Source organism: Enterobacter cloacae complex sp. ESBL7 (genome assembly GCF_041679625.1).
In the GTDB taxonomy this organism is placed as follows: Bacteria; Pseudomonadota; Gammaproteobacteria; order Enterobacterales; family Enterobacteriaceae; genus Enterobacter; species Enterobacter asburiae_B.
This window is the reverse complement of sequence record NZ_JBGORN010000004.1, coordinates 138640-157415: the sequence shown is the minus strand read 5'-3', so window position 1 is coordinate 157415 and position 18776 is coordinate 138640. Positions and strand designations below refer to the sequence as shown.

At 56.1% G+C, this 18776-nt stretch carries 20 protein-coding genes and 1 pseudogene; 8 read left to right on the top strand and 13 right to left on the bottom strand.

Features of this window, described 5'->3' with window-relative positions:
• Nucleotides 1-6: 6 nt before the first annotated feature.
• From gss to ACERY3_RS16705, 6 genes are all read right to left on the bottom strand, one after another.
• Nucleotides 7-1872, bottom strand: a complete 1866-nt coding sequence (gene gss / locus ACERY3_RS16730) for a bifunctional glutathionylspermidine amidase/synthase (protein WP_319876960.1) — start codon at nucleotides 1870-1872, stop codon at nucleotides 7-9.
• Nucleotides 1873-1983: 111 nt separating this feature from the next.
• Entirely contained in the window at nucleotides 1984-2961 is a 978-nt protein-coding gene (locus ACERY3_RS16725) for an ABC transporter ATP-binding protein (RefSeq protein WP_319876959.1), read from the bottom strand.
• Nucleotides 2958-3935: an ABC transporter ATP-binding protein gene (locus tag ACERY3_RS16720; RefSeq protein ID WP_319876958.1), complete on the bottom strand. Its 978-nt coding sequence runs from the start codon at nucleotides 3933-3935 to the stop codon at nucleotides 2958-2960. The genes ACERY3_RS16725 and ACERY3_RS16720 overlap by 4 nt, the downstream gene beginning before the upstream one ends.
• Complete coding sequence (locus tag ACERY3_RS16715) at nucleotides 3928-4773, bottom strand: ABC transporter permease (protein WP_047646341.1); 846 nt, start codon at nucleotides 4771-4773, stop codon at nucleotides 3928-3930. Before ACERY3_RS16715 ends, ACERY3_RS16720 begins: the two co-directional genes overlap by 8 nt.
• Nucleotides 4774-4778: 5 nt before the next feature.
• Complete coding sequence (locus ACERY3_RS16710) at nucleotides 4779-5732, bottom strand: ABC transporter permease (RefSeq protein WP_010435561.1); 954 nt, start codon at nucleotides 5730-5732, stop codon at nucleotides 4779-4781.
• A 45-nt stretch (nucleotides 5733-5777) separates the two neighbouring features.
• On the bottom strand, nucleotides 5778-7367 hold the full coding sequence (locus tag ACERY3_RS16705; protein WP_373226040.1) for an ABC transporter substrate-binding protein: 1590 nt from the start codon (nucleotides 7365-7367) through the stop codon (nucleotides 5778-5780).
• Nucleotides 7368-7612: 245 nt separating this feature from the next.
• On the opposite strand from ACERY3_RS16705, the gene yghU reads away from it, so the two are divergent.
• The 4 genes from yghU (at nucleotide 7613) to ACERY3_RS16685 (ending at nucleotide 9829) form a co-directional block, all read left to right on the top strand.
• The gene (yghU, locus tag ACERY3_RS16700) at nucleotides 7613-8479 is read left to right on the top strand and encodes a glutathione-dependent disulfide-bond oxidoreductase (RefSeq protein ID WP_023309162.1); all 867 of its coding nucleotides are present in this window, start codon (nucleotides 7613-7615) and stop codon (nucleotides 8477-8479) included.
• Nucleotides 8480-8631: 152 nt separating this feature from the next.
• On the top strand, nucleotides 8632-8964 hold the full coding sequence (locus ACERY3_RS16695) for a hypothetical protein (RefSeq protein ID WP_029740720.1): 333 nt from the start codon (nucleotides 8632-8634) through the stop codon (nucleotides 8962-8964).
• 193 nt (nucleotides 8965-9157) lie between these two features.
• Nucleotides 9158-9490, top strand: a complete 333-nt coding sequence (locus ACERY3_RS16690) for a type II toxin-antitoxin system RelE/ParE family toxin (protein WP_033146641.1) — start codon at nucleotides 9158-9160, stop codon at nucleotides 9488-9490.
• Nucleotides 9491-9502: 12 nt separating this feature from the next.
• Nucleotides 9503-9829 carry a DNA-binding protein gene (locus tag ACERY3_RS16685; protein ID WP_032640599.1) on the top strand — a complete coding sequence of 109 codons (327 nt, stop codon included), beginning with the start codon at nucleotides 9503-9505 and terminating at the stop codon, nucleotides 9827-9829.
• A 121-nt stretch (nucleotides 9830-9950) separates the two neighbouring features.
• On the opposite strand, the gene ACERY3_RS16680 is transcribed toward ACERY3_RS16685, so the two are convergent.
• The 4 genes from ACERY3_RS16680 to ACERY3_RS16665 form a co-directional block, all read right to left on the bottom strand.
• On the bottom strand, nucleotides 9951-10205 hold the full coding sequence (locus ACERY3_RS16680; protein WP_029740719.1) for a hypothetical protein: 255 nt from the start codon (nucleotides 10203-10205) through the stop codon (nucleotides 9951-9953).
• Nucleotides 10206-10331: 126 nt separating this feature from the next.
• A complete protein-coding gene (locus ACERY3_RS16675) occupies nucleotides 10332-11879 on the bottom strand; it encodes a methyl-accepting chemotaxis protein (protein WP_048979106.1) in 1548 nt (515 codons plus the stop codon).
• A 345-nt stretch (nucleotides 11880-12224) separates the two neighbouring features.
• Entirely contained in the window at nucleotides 12225-12713 is a 489-nt protein-coding gene (locus ACERY3_RS16670; protein WP_023309169.1) for a TIGR00645 family protein, read from the bottom strand.
• An 81-nt stretch (nucleotides 12714-12794) separates the two neighbouring features.
• On the bottom strand, nucleotides 12795-13298 hold the full coding sequence (locus ACERY3_RS16665; RefSeq protein ID WP_023309170.1) for an ESA_00282 family adhesion-associated protein: 504 nt from the start codon (nucleotides 13296-13298) through the stop codon (nucleotides 12795-12797).
• Between the two features lie 103 nt (nucleotides 13299-13401).
• On the opposite strand from ACERY3_RS16665, the pseudogene ACERY3_RS16660 reads away from it, so the two are divergent.
• Nucleotides 13402-13807, top strand: a pseudogene (locus ACERY3_RS16660) (hypothetical protein).
• A 1-nt stretch (nucleotide 13808) separates the two neighbouring features.
• Nucleotides 13809-14258 carry a cytoplasmic protein gene (locus ACERY3_RS16655; RefSeq protein WP_168980352.1) on the top strand — a complete coding sequence of 150 codons (450 nt, stop codon included), beginning with the start codon at nucleotides 13809-13811 and terminating at the stop codon, nucleotides 14256-14258.
• 42 nt (nucleotides 14259-14300) lie between these two features.
• Here the strand turns inward: ACERY3_RS16655 and exbD are convergent, their stop codons facing one another.
• Nucleotides 14301-14726, bottom strand: a complete 426-nt coding sequence (exbD, locus tag ACERY3_RS16650) for a TonB system transport protein ExbD (protein WP_023309173.1) — start codon at nucleotides 14724-14726, stop codon at nucleotides 14301-14303.
• A 4-nt stretch (nucleotides 14727-14730) separates the two neighbouring features.
• On the bottom strand, nucleotides 14731-15462 hold the full coding sequence (gene exbB, locus ACERY3_RS16645; protein ID WP_023309174.1) for a tol-pal system-associated acyl-CoA thioesterase: 732 nt from the start codon (nucleotides 15460-15462) through the stop codon (nucleotides 14731-14733).
• A 251-nt stretch (nucleotides 15463-15713) separates the two neighbouring features.
• Here exbB and metC point away from each other — a divergent pair, with 251 nt between their 5' ends.
• Both metC and yghB read left to right on the top strand, forming a co-directional pair.
• A complete protein-coding gene (gene metC, locus ACERY3_RS16640; RefSeq protein WP_039262935.1) occupies nucleotides 15714-16901 on the top strand; it encodes a cystathionine beta-lyase in 1188 nt (395 codons plus the stop codon).
• A 143-nt stretch (nucleotides 16902-17044) separates the two neighbouring features.
• Nucleotides 17045-17704, top strand: a complete 660-nt coding sequence (yghB, locus tag ACERY3_RS16635) for a DedA family general envelope maintenance protein YghB (protein ID WP_039262934.1) — start codon at nucleotides 17045-17047, stop codon at nucleotides 17702-17704.
• A 44-nt stretch (nucleotides 17705-17748) separates the two neighbouring features.
• Here the strand turns inward: yghB and ACERY3_RS16630 are convergent, their stop codons facing one another.
• Nucleotides 17749-18648, bottom strand: a complete 900-nt coding sequence (locus tag ACERY3_RS16630; RefSeq protein ID WP_058841714.1) for an AraC family transcriptional regulator — start codon at nucleotides 18646-18648, stop codon at nucleotides 17749-17751.
• Between the last annotated feature and the right edge of the window lie 128 nt (nucleotides 18649-18776).

The following is an 18776-nucleotide window of genomic DNA, read 5'->3' as shown; positions in this document are numbered from 1 at the left end:
AGGTTTTTATAGCGAGTCCTTCACCACAATCAGCGGCTCGATATCGCTCTCTTTCTTCACCACCAGCGAGTCATCGCCGCGCAGACAGGTTCCGCCGTAGTTCCCGCCCACGGTGAAGGTGCAGACCTGTATGTACTTGCCGTCGACCTTCGGCAGGCACCACAGCTGCTGGTAGATGTTTTTGCGGTCAACAAACTTGCCGCTGGATTTATCCAGCAGTTCGTCCTGGGCGCTGATGAGATCGATATTGCTGCCGCAGCGGCCGGCAATCGGCTTGACGGCATAGCCGGTCTGCTTCAGCAGATCGTTAACCTCAAAATCGGTGTCGAGCAGATAACGGTGATTCGGGAACAGCTGCCACAGTACCGGGAGAATCGCCTTGTTGCCGGGAATCACGGTCCACAGCGGTTCGAAGACCAGCACCTCCGGGCGCAGCAGGACGTCAATCAGGCGCACCTCGCCCTCGGGATGTCCGGTGCGGATCGGCACGGCGGCGTATTCGGTTTCGCTGACCTCGCGGATCTGCTCTATCGCCGTTTCCCACGCCCAGGTTTTCCACACGCAGTTGACGTGGCGACCTTCGTCGTCAATCAGCTGTCCGGCGGCATCCCAGCTCAGGGCGCCAAGCCCGTGCAGAATTTTGGTCTCGAACCCGGCCTGCATCAGCGAACGCTGAATAAAGAGCGCGTGATAGTCCTCTTCGACATCGTTGTCCTGCATGATGTGGACGAACGGCCGCGCGTGGCTGTGCTTCCACGCCCCGGTCAGCTCTTCCAGCAGCCCTTCCGCCGGGTTATGCCCGTTGCCGCGATAGCCGTTTTTCACCCACTCTTCGAGAATCAGCCCGCCCTCGGTATGGCAGGAGGCGGAGTCGGCGTTGTACTCGTAAACCTTAATGCCGCGCTCATCCATGCAGAAATCCATACGACCGGTGATCATATGGTGGCGACGCCACTGCCAGGAGAGGCGCAGGCGCGGCCAGAGGATTTTCGGGATGTCGAAAAGCGCCAGCAGGCTGTCGTCTTTCAGCACCTTGTCCGTCGCGTGCAGGTACATCAGATGCAGTTCGTTGGTGGCCTTGATCAGCTCCTGCTCGGCGCTTTCGGTAATGGTGAAGTACTGGCAGGGATCTTTGTTGATCACATGGCCGTTGGCGCGGATATACGCCTGCTGCAGCGCGTCATTTTCGTTAAGCCATTTTCCGTCGAACTGACGCTTGTTTTTCAGCCGCGCGCCGCTGATTTTCAGCAGTTCGCCGTCGATTTCCGGCTGGGGAATGCTGTATTCCGCGTCGTCGGTCTGGATCATCCAGCCGAGAATCTCCGTGTCGTTGAAGGTGTCATGGATCGTGTAACACCCGTTCTCCACGCTCAGACGCAGCTCGCGCGTCCACTGCTGCCCGAGCGGCAGCGGGGAGTGAATCACGTTCTGCTCCGCAATTCGAACCTTATCGTCGAGAAGCTGGGTGATCACCGCCACGTGGCCGGTCTCGTGAAACTCGCCGCCCTTTTGCCAGATCAGCAGCGCCCCGGCGCGCGGCGCGCGTTTTGAGCCGTTGGCAAAAGCCTGAAGAGGCAGAATGTTATCGTTCACCACCTGGCGCAAAAAGCGCAGGGAGAAGATTTCCCACGCCATGCCGACGTCGGTAAACACGAAGCCATAGTTGAGAAACAGGAAACGGCGGGCAAACTCAACGCATTGCCACTTGTGGCCCATGTATTCGTTGCCGATATAGCTGCGAAAATCCGCATCTTGCGGGTAGCTGCGCGGGTCCAGACTGCCGTAATTTGAAGAGTAAATCGCCACGCCACCGGGCGCATAGCCTAACAATGTCCCGAATGGCGCATCACTGCTTAACTTTCCTTTACGCATGTATCCAACCTAAAACAGGCAGGCGGCAATTTTTTTAAGGGTTGTCGTCGTCTGCACGTTGTAATTAACCTGACAGAGGGACATTTATCATACACCTGCGCGGCGCATTAACTACATGTTAAACAGCCAGCATGCCGCGAAATGCCCTGGCGCGATCTCCCGCATGGCAGGCTCCTGCGTCTGGCAAACCGGCATGGCGTGCGGGCAGCGGCTGCAGAACTTACAGCCCGGCAGCGCGGACGTGGGGCCGGGAATGTCGCCGCGCAGGGTGGCGTCTTCGAGATTGCGGATGCGCGGATCGGGCTGGGGAACCGCCGCCAGCAGCGCGCGGGTGTAAGGGTGCGCCGGACGTTGATACAGTTCATTCGCCGGGGCCACCTCCACCAGTTTGCCGAGATACATCACCCCAATGCGGCTGGAGATATGGCGAACCATGGAGAGATCGTGGGCGATGAACAGATAGGTTAGCCCCAGCTCCTGCTGCAGATCCTGCAAAATATTCACCACCTGCGCCTGCACCGAGACGTCCAGCGCCGAGAGCGGCTCATCGCACAGCACGAATTCAGGATGCACGGACAACGCGCGGGCAATACTGATGCGCTGGCGCTGGCCGCCGCTGAACTCATGCGGGAACCGTTCAAGGTGCTCGTGCTTCAGCCCCACTTTGTAGAGTAGCGTTTCCGTACGTTCCCGCTGTTCTTCGCGGCTGTAGCCGTGGATCTGCATCGGCTCGGCCACCAGCTGTCGCACCGTCATACCGGGGTTGAGCGAGGAGTAAGGATCCTGAAAAATCGCCTGCATCCGCTTACGCAGCGGCTTGAGATCTTTTTCACGGGCGTGGGCAATCGCCTGCCCGGCGAAGTGGATCTCGCCCGAGGTGATATCGAAAAGGCGCAGGATGGCGCGCCCGAGGGTGGATTTTCCGCAGCCGGACTCCCCCACCAGGCCAAACGTCTCGCCGGGCTGGATATCAAAGCTCACGCCGTCAACCGCCTTCACGGCCACGCCTTTACGCAGCAAACCCCCGTTGAGCGGATAGTGTTTGCGCAGATCGCGCACGCTCACTAATGGCGCCTGTTGTTCACTCATGCCTGAATCTCCTTGTCGGCCCATAGCCAGCAGGCGGCGCGATGGCCCTCTCCGGCAGTGTAAAATGCAGGCTGTCGTTCACACTGGGGCATGCGCTTCGGGCAGCGTTCCGCGAACGGACAGCCCGGCGGCGGATTAAGCAGGCCAGGCGGCGAACCTTCAATGGGTGATAAACGCTGAGTCACCTCATCCGGGCGGGGCAGCGAGGCCAGCAGCCCCTGGGTATAAGGATGCGCAGGGCGATAAAAAATGTCCTCCACGCTCCCCTCCTCCATCACCAGCCCGCCGTACATCACCACCACGCGGCTGCAGACCTGCGCCACGACGCCGAGATCGTGAGTGATCAGCAAAATCGCGGTCCGGGTCTGCTGTTGCAGACTTTTTAGCAGGCGCAGGATCTGCGCCTGAATGGTCACGTCCAGCGCGGTGGTCGGTTCATCGGCGATCAGCAGCTTAGGGTTGCAGGAGAGCGCAATGGCGATCATCACCCGCTGGCGCATCCCGCCGCTGAACTCGTGGGGATACTGGTCGTATCGCCGTTCCGCCCCGGCAATGCCTACCTGTTCCAGCATGGCGATGGCCGCCGCTTTGGCCGCTTTTTTGCTGAGTCCTTTATTGCGCATCAGGATCTCAGCCATCTGCTTGCCGATGGTCAGCACCGGGTTCAGGGCGGTCATCGGATCCTGAAAAATCATCGCGATCTCGTTGCCGCGAATGGCGCGCATCTGTGCGGGCGTTTTCTGCGCCAGATCCTCATTCTGGAAGCGAATGCTGCCGCCGGTTATCCGTCCGTTGCTCCCCAGAAGCTGGATAATCGACTTACAGGTGACGCTTTTCCCGCAGCCCGACTCGCCGACGATGCCGACGAGCTCCCCCGGCTGAACCTGAAAGCTCACGCCGCGCACCGCGTGAACCTCACCCTCCCGGGTGCGGAACGTGGTTTGCAGGTTCTCAAGCGCTAATAAGTTACTCATCGCGATTTGCTCCCGGCTCAAAGGCGGTACGGAACACATCGCCCAGCACGTTAAAGCTGAACACCGTCAGCAGGATCAGAATGCCGGGGAACATCGCCAGCCACGACGCTTCGCCAATATAAGACTGGGCGTTGTTAAGCATGCTTCCCCACGACGCCGCGGGCGCCTGCACGCCGAGCCCTAAGAAGCTGAGCGTTGACTCCATCAGAATGGCCGAGGCTATATTGAGCGTGGCCGCCACGATAATGGTCGGCAGCACGCCGGGAATGATGTGGCGCGCGATAATGCGCAGCGGATGCTCCCCCGACGCGCGGGCATAAAGCACGTACTCGCGCTCTTTCACCGACAGGGTTTCAGCACGCACCAGACGCGACATGTTCATCCACGTCAGCAGGCTGATAATCAGAATGATGTTATCCACGCCCGGCTTGAGGTAAGCATTCACCACCAGCAGCAGGAAGAAGGCCGGAATGGCCATCAGGATATCCACGGCGCGCATCATCAGGTTATCCAGCCAGCCGCCAAAATAGCCGCTCACCGTTCCCACCACCGTGCCGATAAGCGTGGAAAAGAGCATCGCCAGAAAACCGACCATCAGGGAGATCTGGCCGCCATACAGCGCGCGGGTGAAGTAGTCGCGGCCGTATTCGTCGGTGCCGAACCAGTGCGCGGCATCCGGCGGCAACGTGCGCGCGCCGAGCGACATCCGATCCGGATCGTACGGGCTTAACCCCGCACAGAGCGCGGCGACAACGAAAATAAAAAGCACAAACAGAGAGAACTGCGCCGGACGGTTGCGGCGCAGCTGGTGACGAACCTGCTGCCAGCGTCTGCTCATCCGGGTTACCTCAGCGTACGAATGCGGGGATCGGCGAAGCGATAAAGCACGTCGGCGATCAGGTTACCGACGATCAGCATCATCGACGAGAGCATGATGATCGCCATAATCAGGGGGTAATCCAGCGAGGCGATCGACTGGATCCCGAGCAGCCCCATCCCCGGCCAGGAGAAGACGCTTTCCGTCACATAGGCCCCCACAATCAGCTCGCCGAACGACAGGCCGAACAGGGTGATCACCGGCAGCAGCACGTTTTTCAGAACGTGCCGAAACAGAATACTGGAACGCGTCGCGCCGTAGGCAAGCTGGGTTTGCACGTAGTCGGCCGAGAGCTGCGAGATGGTGTTGGAGCGGATGTAGCGCACGTAGCTGGAGAGGTTGTAGAACGTGAGGGCAATACACGGCAGCACGCCGTGACGCAGCAGATCCAGCCCGTTATCCTCCATGCCGATGGTGCGCATCCCCATGCTGGGGAACCAGTTAAGCTGCACGGCAAAAACGGTGATAAGCAAGATGCCGAACCAGAATATCGGAACAGAAATGCCGATATAGGCGAATAAATTGAGCAGATGATCCAGCCAGCGGTGCTTAAATGCCCCGGCCAGCAGGCCCAGCGGGATCGCCAGCACGATCGCCATCAGCAGCGACGCGCCCATCAGCCCCAGCGTGGCCGGAATACGTTCGCCAATCATCTCCAGCACCGGGCGGTGGTAAATCAGCGAATAGCCGAGATCGCCCTGCAGGACGTTTTTCAGCCACAGAACGTACTGCGTGACCAGCGGCTTATCCAGCCCCAGGCTCTGGCGAATACGCTCGATGTCTTCCGGGGCCATACGCGGCGTGATGTACGCCGCCACGGGGTCGCCGGGCGCGAGCTTGACCAGCAAAAACGCCACCAGCGAAATGAAGAAAAGCATCGGCAGCAATTGCAGCAGCCGACGCGTGAGGAGTGTGTTCACGACGTGCCCTTACCAAGGCCCCGACCTGACGGCCGGGGCAATCACTTATTTCTGATAGATTTTTGACAGATCCTGGAACAGATAGACCGGTTTCGGCTCCGCCTCCTGGGTGCCGCCGAAGCGCTTGTCCACCGCGACGGTCGCATTGGTGTAGGCAATCGGGTAGTACGTCATGTCGTTCGCCACGGTCTGCTGAATTTGCTTATAGATATCGGCCCGTTTTGCGGCGTCGGTTTCCACTGAGCCTTTATCCCACAGGGCATCAAACTGTGGATTTTTGTAGTGCGCGTAGTTATAGGCTTCGTTGCTCATGAACAGCGATTTGTAACCGTCCGGCTCGGAGCCCATGATGTAGCCGCCCAGGTTCAGCTCCCAGGCGGTATTGTTCATATCAAGGCTGCGCTGAGACATGGCGTTGGAGTCCAGCGGCATCAGCTCCACGTTCACCCCAATGCCCTTCAGCGCCTGCTGAATGTAGAGCGCCATGCTCTCCTGGGTTTTGTTGGTGTTCACATACGCCAGGCGCAGCTTGAGGTTGTCGGGCGCGCCGGACGTCTTCAGCAGCTCTTTGGCTTTTTGCAGATCGAACTTGTACTGTTCGACGTCATCCGTCTTGTAAAGCGTATCTGGCGTCAGGAACGAGGTCGCCGGTTTAGCGTAGTCCAGCGAGGTAAACGCGGTCTGGGTGAGCTCGTCTTTGTTGATGGCATACGCGATGGCCTGGCGCAGCGCTTTGCTCTTCATCACCGGCACGTTCTGGTTGAACGTCATATAGGCCAGACGGCCTTCCGGATAGACCACGAAGTCAAACTTACCGGTATTTTTCAGACGGTTCACATCCTGCGGGTCAACCATCTTGAGGTTGATTTCGCCGTTTTGCAGCGCAAGGTTGGCGGCGTTGCTGTCTTTGGCGAAACGGTAGGTGACCGAATCAAGCTTCGCTTTGCCGTTCCAGTAATCGTCAAAACGGGTCAGGGCGTAATATTGCCCGGCGCGGTACTCTTTGAATTTGAACGGCCCGGAGCCGACCGGCGCATCGTTTTTGCTGCTCTTTTCCAGGTCGCCTTCACCGGCGAACACGTGCTGCGGAATCGGGTAGATTTGTACCAGGGTGCCGGTAAAGGCCGCGCTGACCTGCGGTAGGGTGAATTTGACGGTGCGCTCATCCACCTTGCTCACCTGTACCGGCTTGTCGCCGTAGGTGAACATGCTGCGGAAGAAGCTGTGCTGTTTGGCATCCAGCAGCTTATTGAACGTAAAGACCACGTCGTCCGCCGTCAGCGGCTGGCCGTCCTGCCATTTGAGGTTGGGTTTTAACGTCAGGGTATAGCTCAGGTTGTCGGCGGAAGGCGTCAGGCTTTCCGCCAGGCCCCACTCAATGTTGCCGTTATTAAAGCTGTACAGTGGGGCATAGAGCGCCTGCATGATCGTTAACGTCGTACGGTCACTGGCATAGAGCGGATTAACGGCTAACGGGTCGCCGGAGGTAATTCCAATAATTAGCGAACCGCCCTCTTTTGGCGCGTCGTTTTTTGCCGCAGCCGCACTGTTTGTCTCTTTATTTTTCGCATCATCACAGCCCGCCAGGCCTAACGCGAGCGAAACGACCACTGCCGATAACAGAAGCTTGCGCATCTCACTAACTCCTTGCCTTATAAAGTGTTTATTACTGCATCTTTTATTTATGTTGAAGCATCATATTCAGCTTTATCGGTTTACGCATTAATTATGAAAATGCGATTTTCGATTAAGCTTATGCCGGATTTGATATATATAAGCGCCGGAAGGAATAGCGGCAGATCGATTACGCTCAGTTCGTTAAACGCTTCACAAATCTCCTGCTACACTGCCTCAACACATCACTCAAAAGGCAGGCCAACATGTCAGACAACACGTATCAGCCACCAAAAGTGTGGGAATGGAAAAAGAACGGCGGCGGCGCGTTCGCCAACATCAACCGCCCGATTTCCGGCGCGACCCATGAGAAAGATCTGCCCGTGGGCTCCCACCCGCTGCAGCTTTACTCTCTCGGGACCCCGAACGGCCAGAAAGTGACGATCATGCTCGAAGAGCTGCTGGCGCTGGGCGTGACGGGCGCGGAGTACGACGCATGGTTGATCCGCATCGGCGAAGGCGATCAGTTCTCCAGCGGGTTTGTTGAGGTGAACCCGAACTCGAAAATACCGGCGCTGCGTGACCACTCCACGAACCCGCCAACGCGCGTCTTTGAATCCGGCAATATCCTGCTCTATCTGGCAGAGAAATTCGGTCACTTCCTGCCGAAAGATCCGGCTGGACGCACCGAGACCCTGAACTGGCTGTTCTGGCTGCAGGGCGCAGCGCCGTTCCTCGGCGGCGGCTTTGGCCACTTCTACAACTACGCGCCGGTAAAAATTGAATACGCGATTGACCGCTTCACCATGGAAGCCAAGCGCCTGTTCGACGTGCTGGATAAACAGCTGGCGCGCGGTCGCTACGTGGCGGGTGAAGAGTACACCATCGCGGATATCGCCATCTGGCCGTGGTTCGGCTGCGTGGCGCTGGGCAGCGTCTATAACGCCGCCGAGTTCCTCGATGCAGAGAAGTACACAAACGTGCAGCGCTGGGCGAAAGACGTGGCGAATCGCCATGCCGTTAAGCGCGGCCGTATCGTTAACCGCACCAGCGGCGAGCTGAACGAGCAGCTCCACGAACGCCACGCGGCGAGCGACTTCGATACCAATACGGAAGATAAGCGTCAGGCGTAATGTTCAGCCGGGCGGGTCCCCGCCCGGCAACTGAGATCCCAGCCCAGGGCATGATTAGCTTAAAGGTTGAGCCGGTATTGCTGGCACTATCTGGACGTTTTTCTCGCGTGAGAAACGACGTCTCAACCGACAGCAGTCACAAAGGATCTGTTATGAAACTTATTAAAACAACGCTGGTTATCAGCGCCCTCATTTTTTCCACCTCGGGAATGGCTATCGACAAAACCGCCGCTGGCGCGGTAGCAGGCGCGGCCATTGGTGCGGCCACGGGCAAAGATCTGAAATCGACCGTTGGCGGCGCCGTCGTGGGCGCAGGTACAGGTGCCATGTTCAAAAACGGCGGCAAAGGTAAAGCCGCGCGTAAGGGCGGCGCGGTAGGTGCTGCCGTGGGCGCAGGTGCCGCAGCGGTTACCGGCAAGAGCGTGCTGAAAGGTGCAGCCGTTGGTGCGGGCACGGGCGCGCTGATTGGTGAAGCGACGCACTGATAAATACAGCCGGGCAGCGCTCTGCGAGCCCGGCCTCGTTGTTATGCAGTAATCCCTCCGCACAAGATCTCACATTTTTGCGATCCGCTTTCAGAAATCACATCTTCCCCACTGCCACAACCCTGTGAACAGTTGCCTGTCGTAGCCTGAAGATTACAATGCATTTGCTTATCGTAAACTACAGGCTACAATAATGGCTAAGGTCAAACACTACATCACAGCAGACGGGTACGACCCTTTTGATGCATATCTGAGAAGTGTGAAAGATCCCATAGCTAAAGCCATGATTGCTACACGTGTCGCCAGAATGTCTACGGGTAACTATGGTGATTGCAAGCCATGCAGAGAGAGCGTTTCAGAACTCAGGATTGACCAGGGGCCGGGTTACCGCGTCTATTTCAGCGAAGTCTTCGATCCGGCAGATGGCGCAGTGAGTCTGGTGCTATTGACTGGAACGAAAAAAAAGCAAAATGCAGATATTGACAGGGCCGTTGAGTATCTCAACGACTACAAGCGCAGGATATAAGAGGAAATCGGAATGGCTAAATCAGTACTTCATGATGACGCAATGGTACAGCTCCTGAAAGATTCTCCGGATTTCGCGCCCGTATATCTTCATCAGGCTTTTATTGAAATTGACGAGCCCGGAGGCTATGAGGCGTTCATGCTGGCTTTACGACATGTGATTGAAGCTTCTGGCGGGATGACCGTCATTGCTAAACGTGCAGGCATTTCTCGCGAATCACTCTATAAATCACTTTCACCAAACGGTAACCCTTCATTTAAGCGTATTGCGGAAGTGGCATCCGCAACGGGATATCCGATTTCCCGAATTGCAGCTGCAGGGTTAAACGCACCAGCGTGAGACGCACGTCAAAATACGCCCTAAGTTCTGGCCGGGCGAAGCATCAATGACGATCGTCATGCTGAAACGCCATTGGAAAAGGCGGTAAGAGACATGCCTGCATGCCGCCTCATCTGTTGCATTAATACTTAATGTCCCGCGCTTTTTGTCTTCCGGACTGTTTCATCTGACGCTTGTCCTGACGGCAGTCGTGATTGCTCTGGTTATTGTTCGCCACGCAGGTCTGCTTCACCTGCCGCGACGCGTCGCGGGTTTCCTGCCTGACATCACGCGCCACGCGCCGCTCCTGCGCCTGCTGGGTCGCACTGGCAGAAACCGAGAACAGCATCAGAAGAATGAAAGAAAGGACAGGAATGACAGATAACGATCTGTTCATAGCAACACCTCGAAGAAGAGAGCCCAGAACGTCAGGGGGTTAGCAAAAGAATAGCAGTTTCAGAAGGGACTGAATGGGGAAGGCGTTAATAATATAAGGCCGCACAAGGCGGCCTTATAGGTTGCGTTATGCCGTCAGGCGGAACTTCTGCACCGAGCGCTGAAGATCTTCGGTCTGGCGCTCCAGCGCCGCCGCCGCGGCAGAAACCTCTTCAACCAGCGAGGCGTTTTGCTGGGTAACGCCGTCCATCTGGGTAATGGCAATCCCGACCTGCGAAATGCCCTTGCTTTGCTCCTCAGAGGCGGAAGCGATTTGCTTCATGATGGTCGTCACTTCCGTCACGTCGCGCAAAATCGCATCCATGGTGGTGCCGGTGTCGCTCACCAGCTGCGCCCCCTGCTCTACGCGGGAAACGGAATCGGTAATCAGCCCCTCAATCTCTTTGGCCGCGTTGGCGCTGCGGCTTGCCAGGTTACGAACTTCACCTGCCACCACGGCGAAACCACGCCCCTGTTCGCCGGCACGCGCCGCTTCAACCGCCGCATTGAGTGCCAGAATATTGGTCTGGAAGGCAATGCTGTTGATCACGTTGGTGATTTCAGCAATTTTCTTCGAGCTTTCCGAAATACCGCTCATGGTGGTCACCACCTCTTCTACCAGCGAGCCGCCGCGGCTGGCGGTAGTTGAGGCGACATCGGCCAGCTGGCTGGCCTGACGCGCGCTTTCCGCGTTCAGTTTCACCGTGGCGGTCAGCTGTTCCATGCTGGCTGCCGTCTCTTCCAGCGCAGCCGCCTGCTCTTCGGTACGGGAAGAGAGATCGTTGTTACCGCTGGAGATTTCCGTCGCGCCGCGCCAGATATTTTCACTGCCGGAGCGAATCGTACTGACCGCTTCGCGCAGGCTGTCCTGCATCGCGCTCAGCAGCGGCACCAGCTGCCCCACGCAGTTGCGGCCGAACGGCTCAATGGGCTGGCTGAGATCGCCCTGGGCAATCTGGCGGAACTGCTGGCGAATGCGAGCCAGCGGTTTGACCAGCATCGCCACCAGGTAGCGGTCGGTGAAGAGCAGGATCAGCAGGCCGATAATCGTGGCGACGATAATCACCGTGCGGGTCATGCTTGTCAGGCCGTCCACCACCACGCGGGTGCTGTCGAGCGACTTCGCGGCGGCATTGTTGAACGCCTCGGCGGCCGCACCGAACGCGCGGCTCAGCGGTGGCGTGACGTTGTTGGCCTGCTGGCGATACCCCTCCAGAGCCCCCTGCTTCGCCTGCTGCATTTGCGGCGTTACGCCCTGTTCAAGCAGCGCCTGCCAGGAGCCGATCACCCGGGAAGAGACCTGCTCGTCCATCGGGCCTGGGGAGATCGCTTTCATCTCGGCCAGTTTCTTGCCCATATTATCCAGCGCCTGTTGGGCAGAGGACAGATCCGGCGTGCCGCCTGCGGCTTTGACTTCCATCGCGCGGCTCAGACGGGTCACAAAGCGGAAATATTGATCGTTACCCTGGCTGAGTACCGTCATCTGTTTAACCAGCTGGCGATCGACTTCATTGCCATCCGATACGCGAGAAAGGGACCAGGTGCTGTACAACCCAACGCCCGCCCACATTAAACAAAAGATCCCGAGAATCGTCAGCATGACGAAACGGATCGTGAAATTACGGAGCATATTCATAAGTCTTCCTTGCCGTGAGGGTGAGTTCGCCCAGAGGCGAGTACTACTCTCGTTATCGGCAGGAAAGAGGGAAATTATAACGTTTTGTGATCATTTTTAATTAGCGTGGCTTCACTGGTCACACAGCTGGCGTTAATCATTAGGCCCGCGCTTAGTGATGCAATTTGTGATGTGATAAGTGCAGAATGGGAAAGCGCTTTGAATCTGTGGCAGGCGTCGTCGGATAAATAGTGCGGTCTGATGCCCTCACCCCGGCCCTCTCCCACAGGGAGAGGGAGAAAGGCCGCACCGAGCGGTCCCCTCGCCCCTTTGGGGAGAGGGTTAGGGTGAGGGGTAAGGTGTACTTTATTTCTTACTGATCTTATCCAGATACCCCATCACAAACGCAGACAGCACAAACGTCAGGTGGATGATGACGTACCACATCAGTTTGTTATCCGGCACGTTCTTCGCGTCCATAAACACGCGCAACAGGTGGATAGAGGAGATCGCCACAATCGACGCGGCCACTTTATTCTTCAGCGACGAAGCATCCATTTTGCCCAGCCAGCTGAGCTTCTCTTTGCGCTCGTCGATATCGAGCTGGGAGACAAAATTCTCGTAGCCGGAGAACATCACCATCACCAGCAGCCCGCCCACCAGGGTCATGTCCACCAGCGACAGCAGAACCAGTATCAAATCCGCTTCGGCAATAGAAAAAATGTTCGGCAGAACATGCCAGATTTCCTGAAAGAACTTAATCGTCAGCGCGATAAGTGCCAGCGAGAGGCCAAAATAGACGGGGGCCAGTATCCAGCGGGAGGCGTACATGGCATTTTCAAAAAAGCGTTCCATAGAGTCCTGTTTGCAAAAGAAACCAGCGCCCAGTATATCTCAACGGCGCTGACTGTTTGCAATAACTCAACGGTACGTCACTCAGACGTTGTCCGGGTTAACCTCGGGACGTGCGTACTCCGGCCAGACAAGCGCCACCAGTTCAGGATAGGCTTCCAGGCTGAACTCGCGAAAACACTGACGCAAATTTAATACGTCCAGATCGGAATAAGAGACCTTCTCGCCGTTAAGGCAGCGCTTTTTAATATTGTCATAATATTTATAGACTGCTGAATTCAGATCGCTACAGCGACGCTGCGCCTCAAACAGTCCAGGCGTGTCATTAATTTCCGACATTTTCATACGCTTAATTGTCGCGTGTAAAAAGTCGATATATTCGTGGTTCACCCGCCAGTACCAGACAGGCGTAACGGAGTTCATCAATACAGAGAAATGGTCTTCCCCTTCCTCTTTTGTCATCAGTTCAGGTTGCGGGGGTTCACTGGTGTCTTTCGACACTTTCGTTTTATTGAACTCCTGCATCAATAAAAGCACACCAGCGGTCAGTAATAGTAATGTGATGACCGTAAAAAAGATGCTGTTCATGGGTAGGCTCCATTTTTTTTGATTTTAAATTTGCCTCATGATATTGTCAACGAATCTCACGCCTTTACCAACCCCACCCTGTTGAAAATAAAGGAAATTAAAAATGCTGCCCGACTATCTCGTCCCGGCTAAGTACCACATTACGCCTGTGGAACAGCAACCGACGGAAGCAGAAAAAGAGGCCAGTTTCACTCAGGGGAAAAGAAAGCTCTCTGATTTCGAGCCCGATATATTAATTGGTGTTTCCCGAACTGGCAAATCCCGAAATATGTTGCTGGAAGAGCACGATCGCCATATAAAAGACCGCTTATTTCGCGCCATAAAAATTGAAGCCTTTGTCCACCTGCTGAATGACCTGCAGGCAGAGGGTGAAATAGATGCCCAGAAACTAAGTCAAATAATGGCCGAGAAAACCGAAGAAATTAATGAAGCGGGCAATGAAATTTGGCTTAATTTAATTACGCGCGAAAAAAAACAACCCAATCTTTTATAGCCTGGGGGAAGATTAACGTGAAAGAAGTTAAAAACAACGACGTTTATTTGACTTTAGATGATAAAAAAAGTGATGAATTTATCTTAAAGCAAAATCTCGACGCGCTAAGAAACACAAAAAATGACGAGATGACGCGTATTACGCAAGACCTGGTATCGATCCCGGCGACGCTGGTTCGTCTGAAATGGCAGAATCGCCGTGAAATTTATCCGCTACAGGTCAAAGAAGAGATTTACGGTGCCGTGATGAACGCCATTATAGAGCAGCGTCCCGAGCTGAAAGAGAAGCTTCTGGGACGTCTTGAGGCCAATTATCAGTATCTGCTTGCCAGAGAAATCGCCACCCTGCGTCTGACGCGCAAGCTGTCAGACGGTGAGTACCGTACCTCAAACGTCACCTGCGTGGCGCTTGATGAGGACGCGCTGGCAATCCCTTCTACCGCACCGACGGATAGCAAAAACGCATAAACCGACAGGCATAAAAAAAGCCGGCTTTCGCCAGCTTCTTTATCACTTCGAGGCCGCTTTCTCTTCGCCGACCAGTCCAATCTTCAGGTAACCCGCCTGATGCAGCGTGTCCATTACCTTCATCATGGTTTCATAATCAACGGTTTTATCCGCGCGGAAGAAGACCGTGGTGTCTTTCTTACCGCCCGTAAGCTGCTCCAGCGCCGGGATGACAGAGTCGGCCGTCACCGGGTCGTTCCCGAGGAACATGGATTTATCCGCTTTCACCGACAGGTAGATAGGCTTCTCCGGGCGCGGCTGGGGCTGGCTGGAAGAGGCGGGCAGATTCACCTTCACATCCACCGTCGCCAGCGGCGCGGCCACCATGAAGATAATCAGCAGAACCAGCATGACGTCGATAAACGGCGTCACGTTGATTTCATGCATTTCGCCGTTATCGTCCAGATTTTCGTTTAGACGCATCGCCATACTCTTAACCTGCGCGCAGTTTAGACGCCGCGTGCACCGGCTTAACCGAGCTGGCGTTCAGGTCGAGATCGCGACTTTGCAGCAGCAGAACCTGCGCGGCAACGTCACCCAGCGTGGCTTTGTAGCTGCCAATCATACGCGCGAAGATGTTGTAGATGACCACCGCCGGAATAGCGGCAACCAGACCGATTGCCGTCGCCAGCAGCGCTTCTGCGATACCCGGCGCAACGACCGCCAGGTTGGTGGTTTGGGTCTGCGCGATACCGATAAAGCTGTTCATGATGCCCCAGACCGTACCGAAAAGACCGATGAACGGAGAGATCGCGCCGATGGTCGCCAGATAACCATTGCCGCGCCCCATGTGTCGGCCAACGGCCGCAACGCGGCGTTCCAGACGGAAACCGGTACGTTCTTTGATGCCTTCGTTATCTTCACTGCCAGCGGAGAGTTCCAGCTCGTTCTGCGCTTCGTTCACTAACAGGGTGGTCAGGCTCTTCGCGTGGAAGGATGAGGTCATGTCTGCAGCCTGATCCAGAGAGCGGGCTTCGGCCAGCTGCTGCTGTTCCCGCTTAAGGCGACGCTTCTGCGAAAGCAGCTCGGCGCTTTTGCTGAAGAAAATAGCCCAGGTGACAACGGACGCCAGAATCAGGCCGATCATCACAATCTTAACCACGATGTCAGCATGCTGATACATGCCCCAAACGGAGAGATCCGTCTGCATCAAATTATTACCCACTCTGTATCTCCAGGACGCAAATCACAAAATCTGAGCGTAATAATATCAAAACGTCGTCGAATTGATAGTAGTTCTCATTAGTATTTGCATGGTGCCGTAATTTTCGCTCACTTTCCTTGCGCTTACGCAGTAAAAATTTCTTATGCAAATTTTTGCTAATATTTTCTGCTTATTCGATAAGCCCCGGGGTGCAGTTTTTTCCAATCGTGGTAGTCTGGACGTCCAGACGTATAAAAACAGGGTTAGCGAACATGACAAAGAAGCATCTTGATACCACGCTGGTACAGGCAGGACGCAGCAAAAAATATACGCAGGGATCGGTCAACAGCGTGATTCAACGAGCCTCCTCGCTGGTGTTTGATACCGTTGAGGAGAAAAAAATTGCCACGCGCAATCGCGCGAAAGGCGGGCTGTTTTATGGCCGTCGCGGCACGCTAACCCATTTCTCTCTTCAGGAAGCGATGTGCGAGCTGGAAGGCGGCGCAGGCTGCGCGCTGTTCCCGTGCGGGGCGGCGGCGGTCGCCAACACCATTCTGGCGTTTGTGGAACAGGGCGACCATATCCTGATGACCAACACCGCCTACGAGCCCAGCCAGGACTTCTGCACCAAAATCCTCAGCAAGCTCGGCGTAACGACCGGCTGGTTCGACCCGCTGATTGGCGAAGGCATTGCCGAACTTATTCAGCCAAACACGCGCATTGTGTTCCTGGAATCTCCGGGATCGCTCACCATGGAAGTTCACGACGTGCCGGCTATCGTGAAGGCCGTGCGCAGCAAAGCCCCAGAGGCGATCGTTATGATCGATAACACCTGGGCGGCGGGCGTGCTGTTTAAAGCCCTGGAATTCGACATTGATATCTCGATTCAGGCGGCGACGAAATACCTGATAGGCCACTCTGACGGCATGATTGGCACCGCGGTTTCCAACGCGCGCTGCTGGGATCAGCTGCGTGAAAATGCCTACCTGATGGGCCAGATGGTGGATGCAGATACGGCCTACATGACCAGCCGCGGACTCCGCACGCTGGGCGTTCGCCTGCGTCAGCACCATGAAAGCAGCCTGAAGGTGGCCGAATGGCTGGCGCAGCATCCGCTGGTTGAGCGCGTGAATCATCCCGCGTTACCGGGCAGTAAAGGCCACGAATTCTGGCAGCGTGACTTTACGGGCAGCAGCGGTCTGTTCTCGTTCGTGCTGAAAAAGCGGCTAAATAACGACGAGCTGGCGAGCTATCTGGATAATTTTACCCTCTTCAGCATGGCCTACTCCTGGGGCGGTTTTGAATCCCTGATCCTGCCTAACCAGCCGGAACAGGTTGCGGCTCTGCGTCCCGGCGGTGAAGTGGACTTCAGCGGCACCCTGATTCGACTGCATATCGGTTTAGAAAACGTTGACGATCTGATTGCCGATTTAGCAGCAGGGTTCGAGCGTATCGTGTAGAGTGCTGGCTGAAAATGTACTCCCTGGACGCTTTTGTGGACACCGCAAGCAGAAAAGTCTGCATGAGTTGCGCCCGGGATCAAACCCGACGGGCGAATAAGGGAGTACAATAGCGCTATATCTGCTGTTCCACAGGAAAGTCCATGGCTGTTATTCAAGATATTATCGCGGCGCTCTGGCATCACGACTTTGCCGCGCTGGCGGATCCTCACGTCGTCGGTATCGTTTACCTCGTGATGTTCGCAACTCTGTTTCTGGAAAATGGATTACTGCCAGCCTCTTTTTTACCCGGTGACAGCCTGCTTTTACTTGCCGGGGCGTTAATCGGAAAAGGCGTCATGGACTTCACGCCAACGATGGTTATTCTCACTTCCGCAGCCAGCCTGGGCTGCTGGCTGAGCTATCTGCAGGGCCGCTGGCTCGGGAATACCCGCGTCGTGAAAGGCTGGCTGGCGCAGTTACCGCATAAATATCATCAGCGTGCGACCTGCATGTTCGATCGCCACGGCCTGCTGGCACTGCTGGCGGGGCGTTTCCTCGCGTTTGTTCGCACGCTTCTGCCTACGATGGCGGGCATTTCCGGTCTGTCAAACCGCCGCTTCCAGTTCTTCAACTGGCTGAGCGCTCTGCTGTGGGTGGGTGTGGTCACCACGCTCGGCTACGCGCTGAATATGATCCCCTTTGTGAAACACCATGAAGATCAGGTGATGACCTTCCTGATGGTGCTGCCGATGTTCCTGCTGGTGGCAGGACTGGTGGGAACCATCGCGGTGGTGATTAAGAAGAAGTACTGCAGCGCCTGATCCCCTCACCCTGACCCTCTCCCCATAGGGGAGAGGGGAAAAGCTTAAGCTCCCTGCATCGTTCTTATGCGTGACGCATCCTCTCCCGGCGTAACGCCGAAATAGCGCTTAAACTCCCGACTGAACTGCGACGCACTTTCGTAACCCACCCGCATCGCCGCCGCGCTGGCCTTCATGCCGTCGTGGATCATCAGCATCCGCGCCTTATGCAGCCGGTAGGTTTTAAGGTACTGCAGCGGCGAGGTGCTGGTTACCGACTTGAAGTTATGGTGAAACGCCGAGACGCTCATGTTCGCTTCCGCCGCCAGCTGGTCGACGCTGAGGTTTTCCGTGTACTGGCTTTCGATACGCTTGAGCACGCGGCTTATCAGGCTGAAGTGGGTCTGTCGGCTCACCAGAGCCAGTAACGCCCCGCCGCCCGGGCCCAGCAGCACGTGGTAGAGAATTTCGCGGACGATCTGTTTGCCCAGAATACGCGCGTCCAGCGGCCTTTCCATCACGTCCAGCAGACGTTCAATGGCGCAGAGGATCTCTTCCGACAGCGTCGCCGAGTTAATCCCGCTCGACGCCATAGACGGCTGGAAGAATTCGTCTTCGCCAATATCCATCAGCAGCTCCTGCAGCTGAAGAATATCGACGTTGACGCGAATACCGGCCAGCGGAACGGCCTCTGTCGCGAAGGTTTCACATTCGAAGGGTAAAGGTACCGTCAGGAGCAGGTATTCACTGGTGTCGTAGCGGAACACGCGCTCGTTGATATAGCCAATTTTATGGCCCGAGAAGAGAAAAACGATGCCCGGCTGGTACATGACCGGCGTGCGCGTCCCGGGCTGCGTGCCGTAGAGCAGGCGAATGTCAGGAAGCAGATCGCTGACGCCATTTTCTTTATCTATCAGTCTTTTAATCTGCGCAGTGAGCTGATGGCAGATCGCTTCACGGTTCATATTACGTTACTCCGGGTACGGTTTCCGACGCTGACAGTGTGCGTGCTTTTCCGCGCTTTCTCCAGCGCTCTGTAGAAATGGGCAAGACATCGGCAGGAATGTGCATTGAGAGGATAGCCCCGGACGGC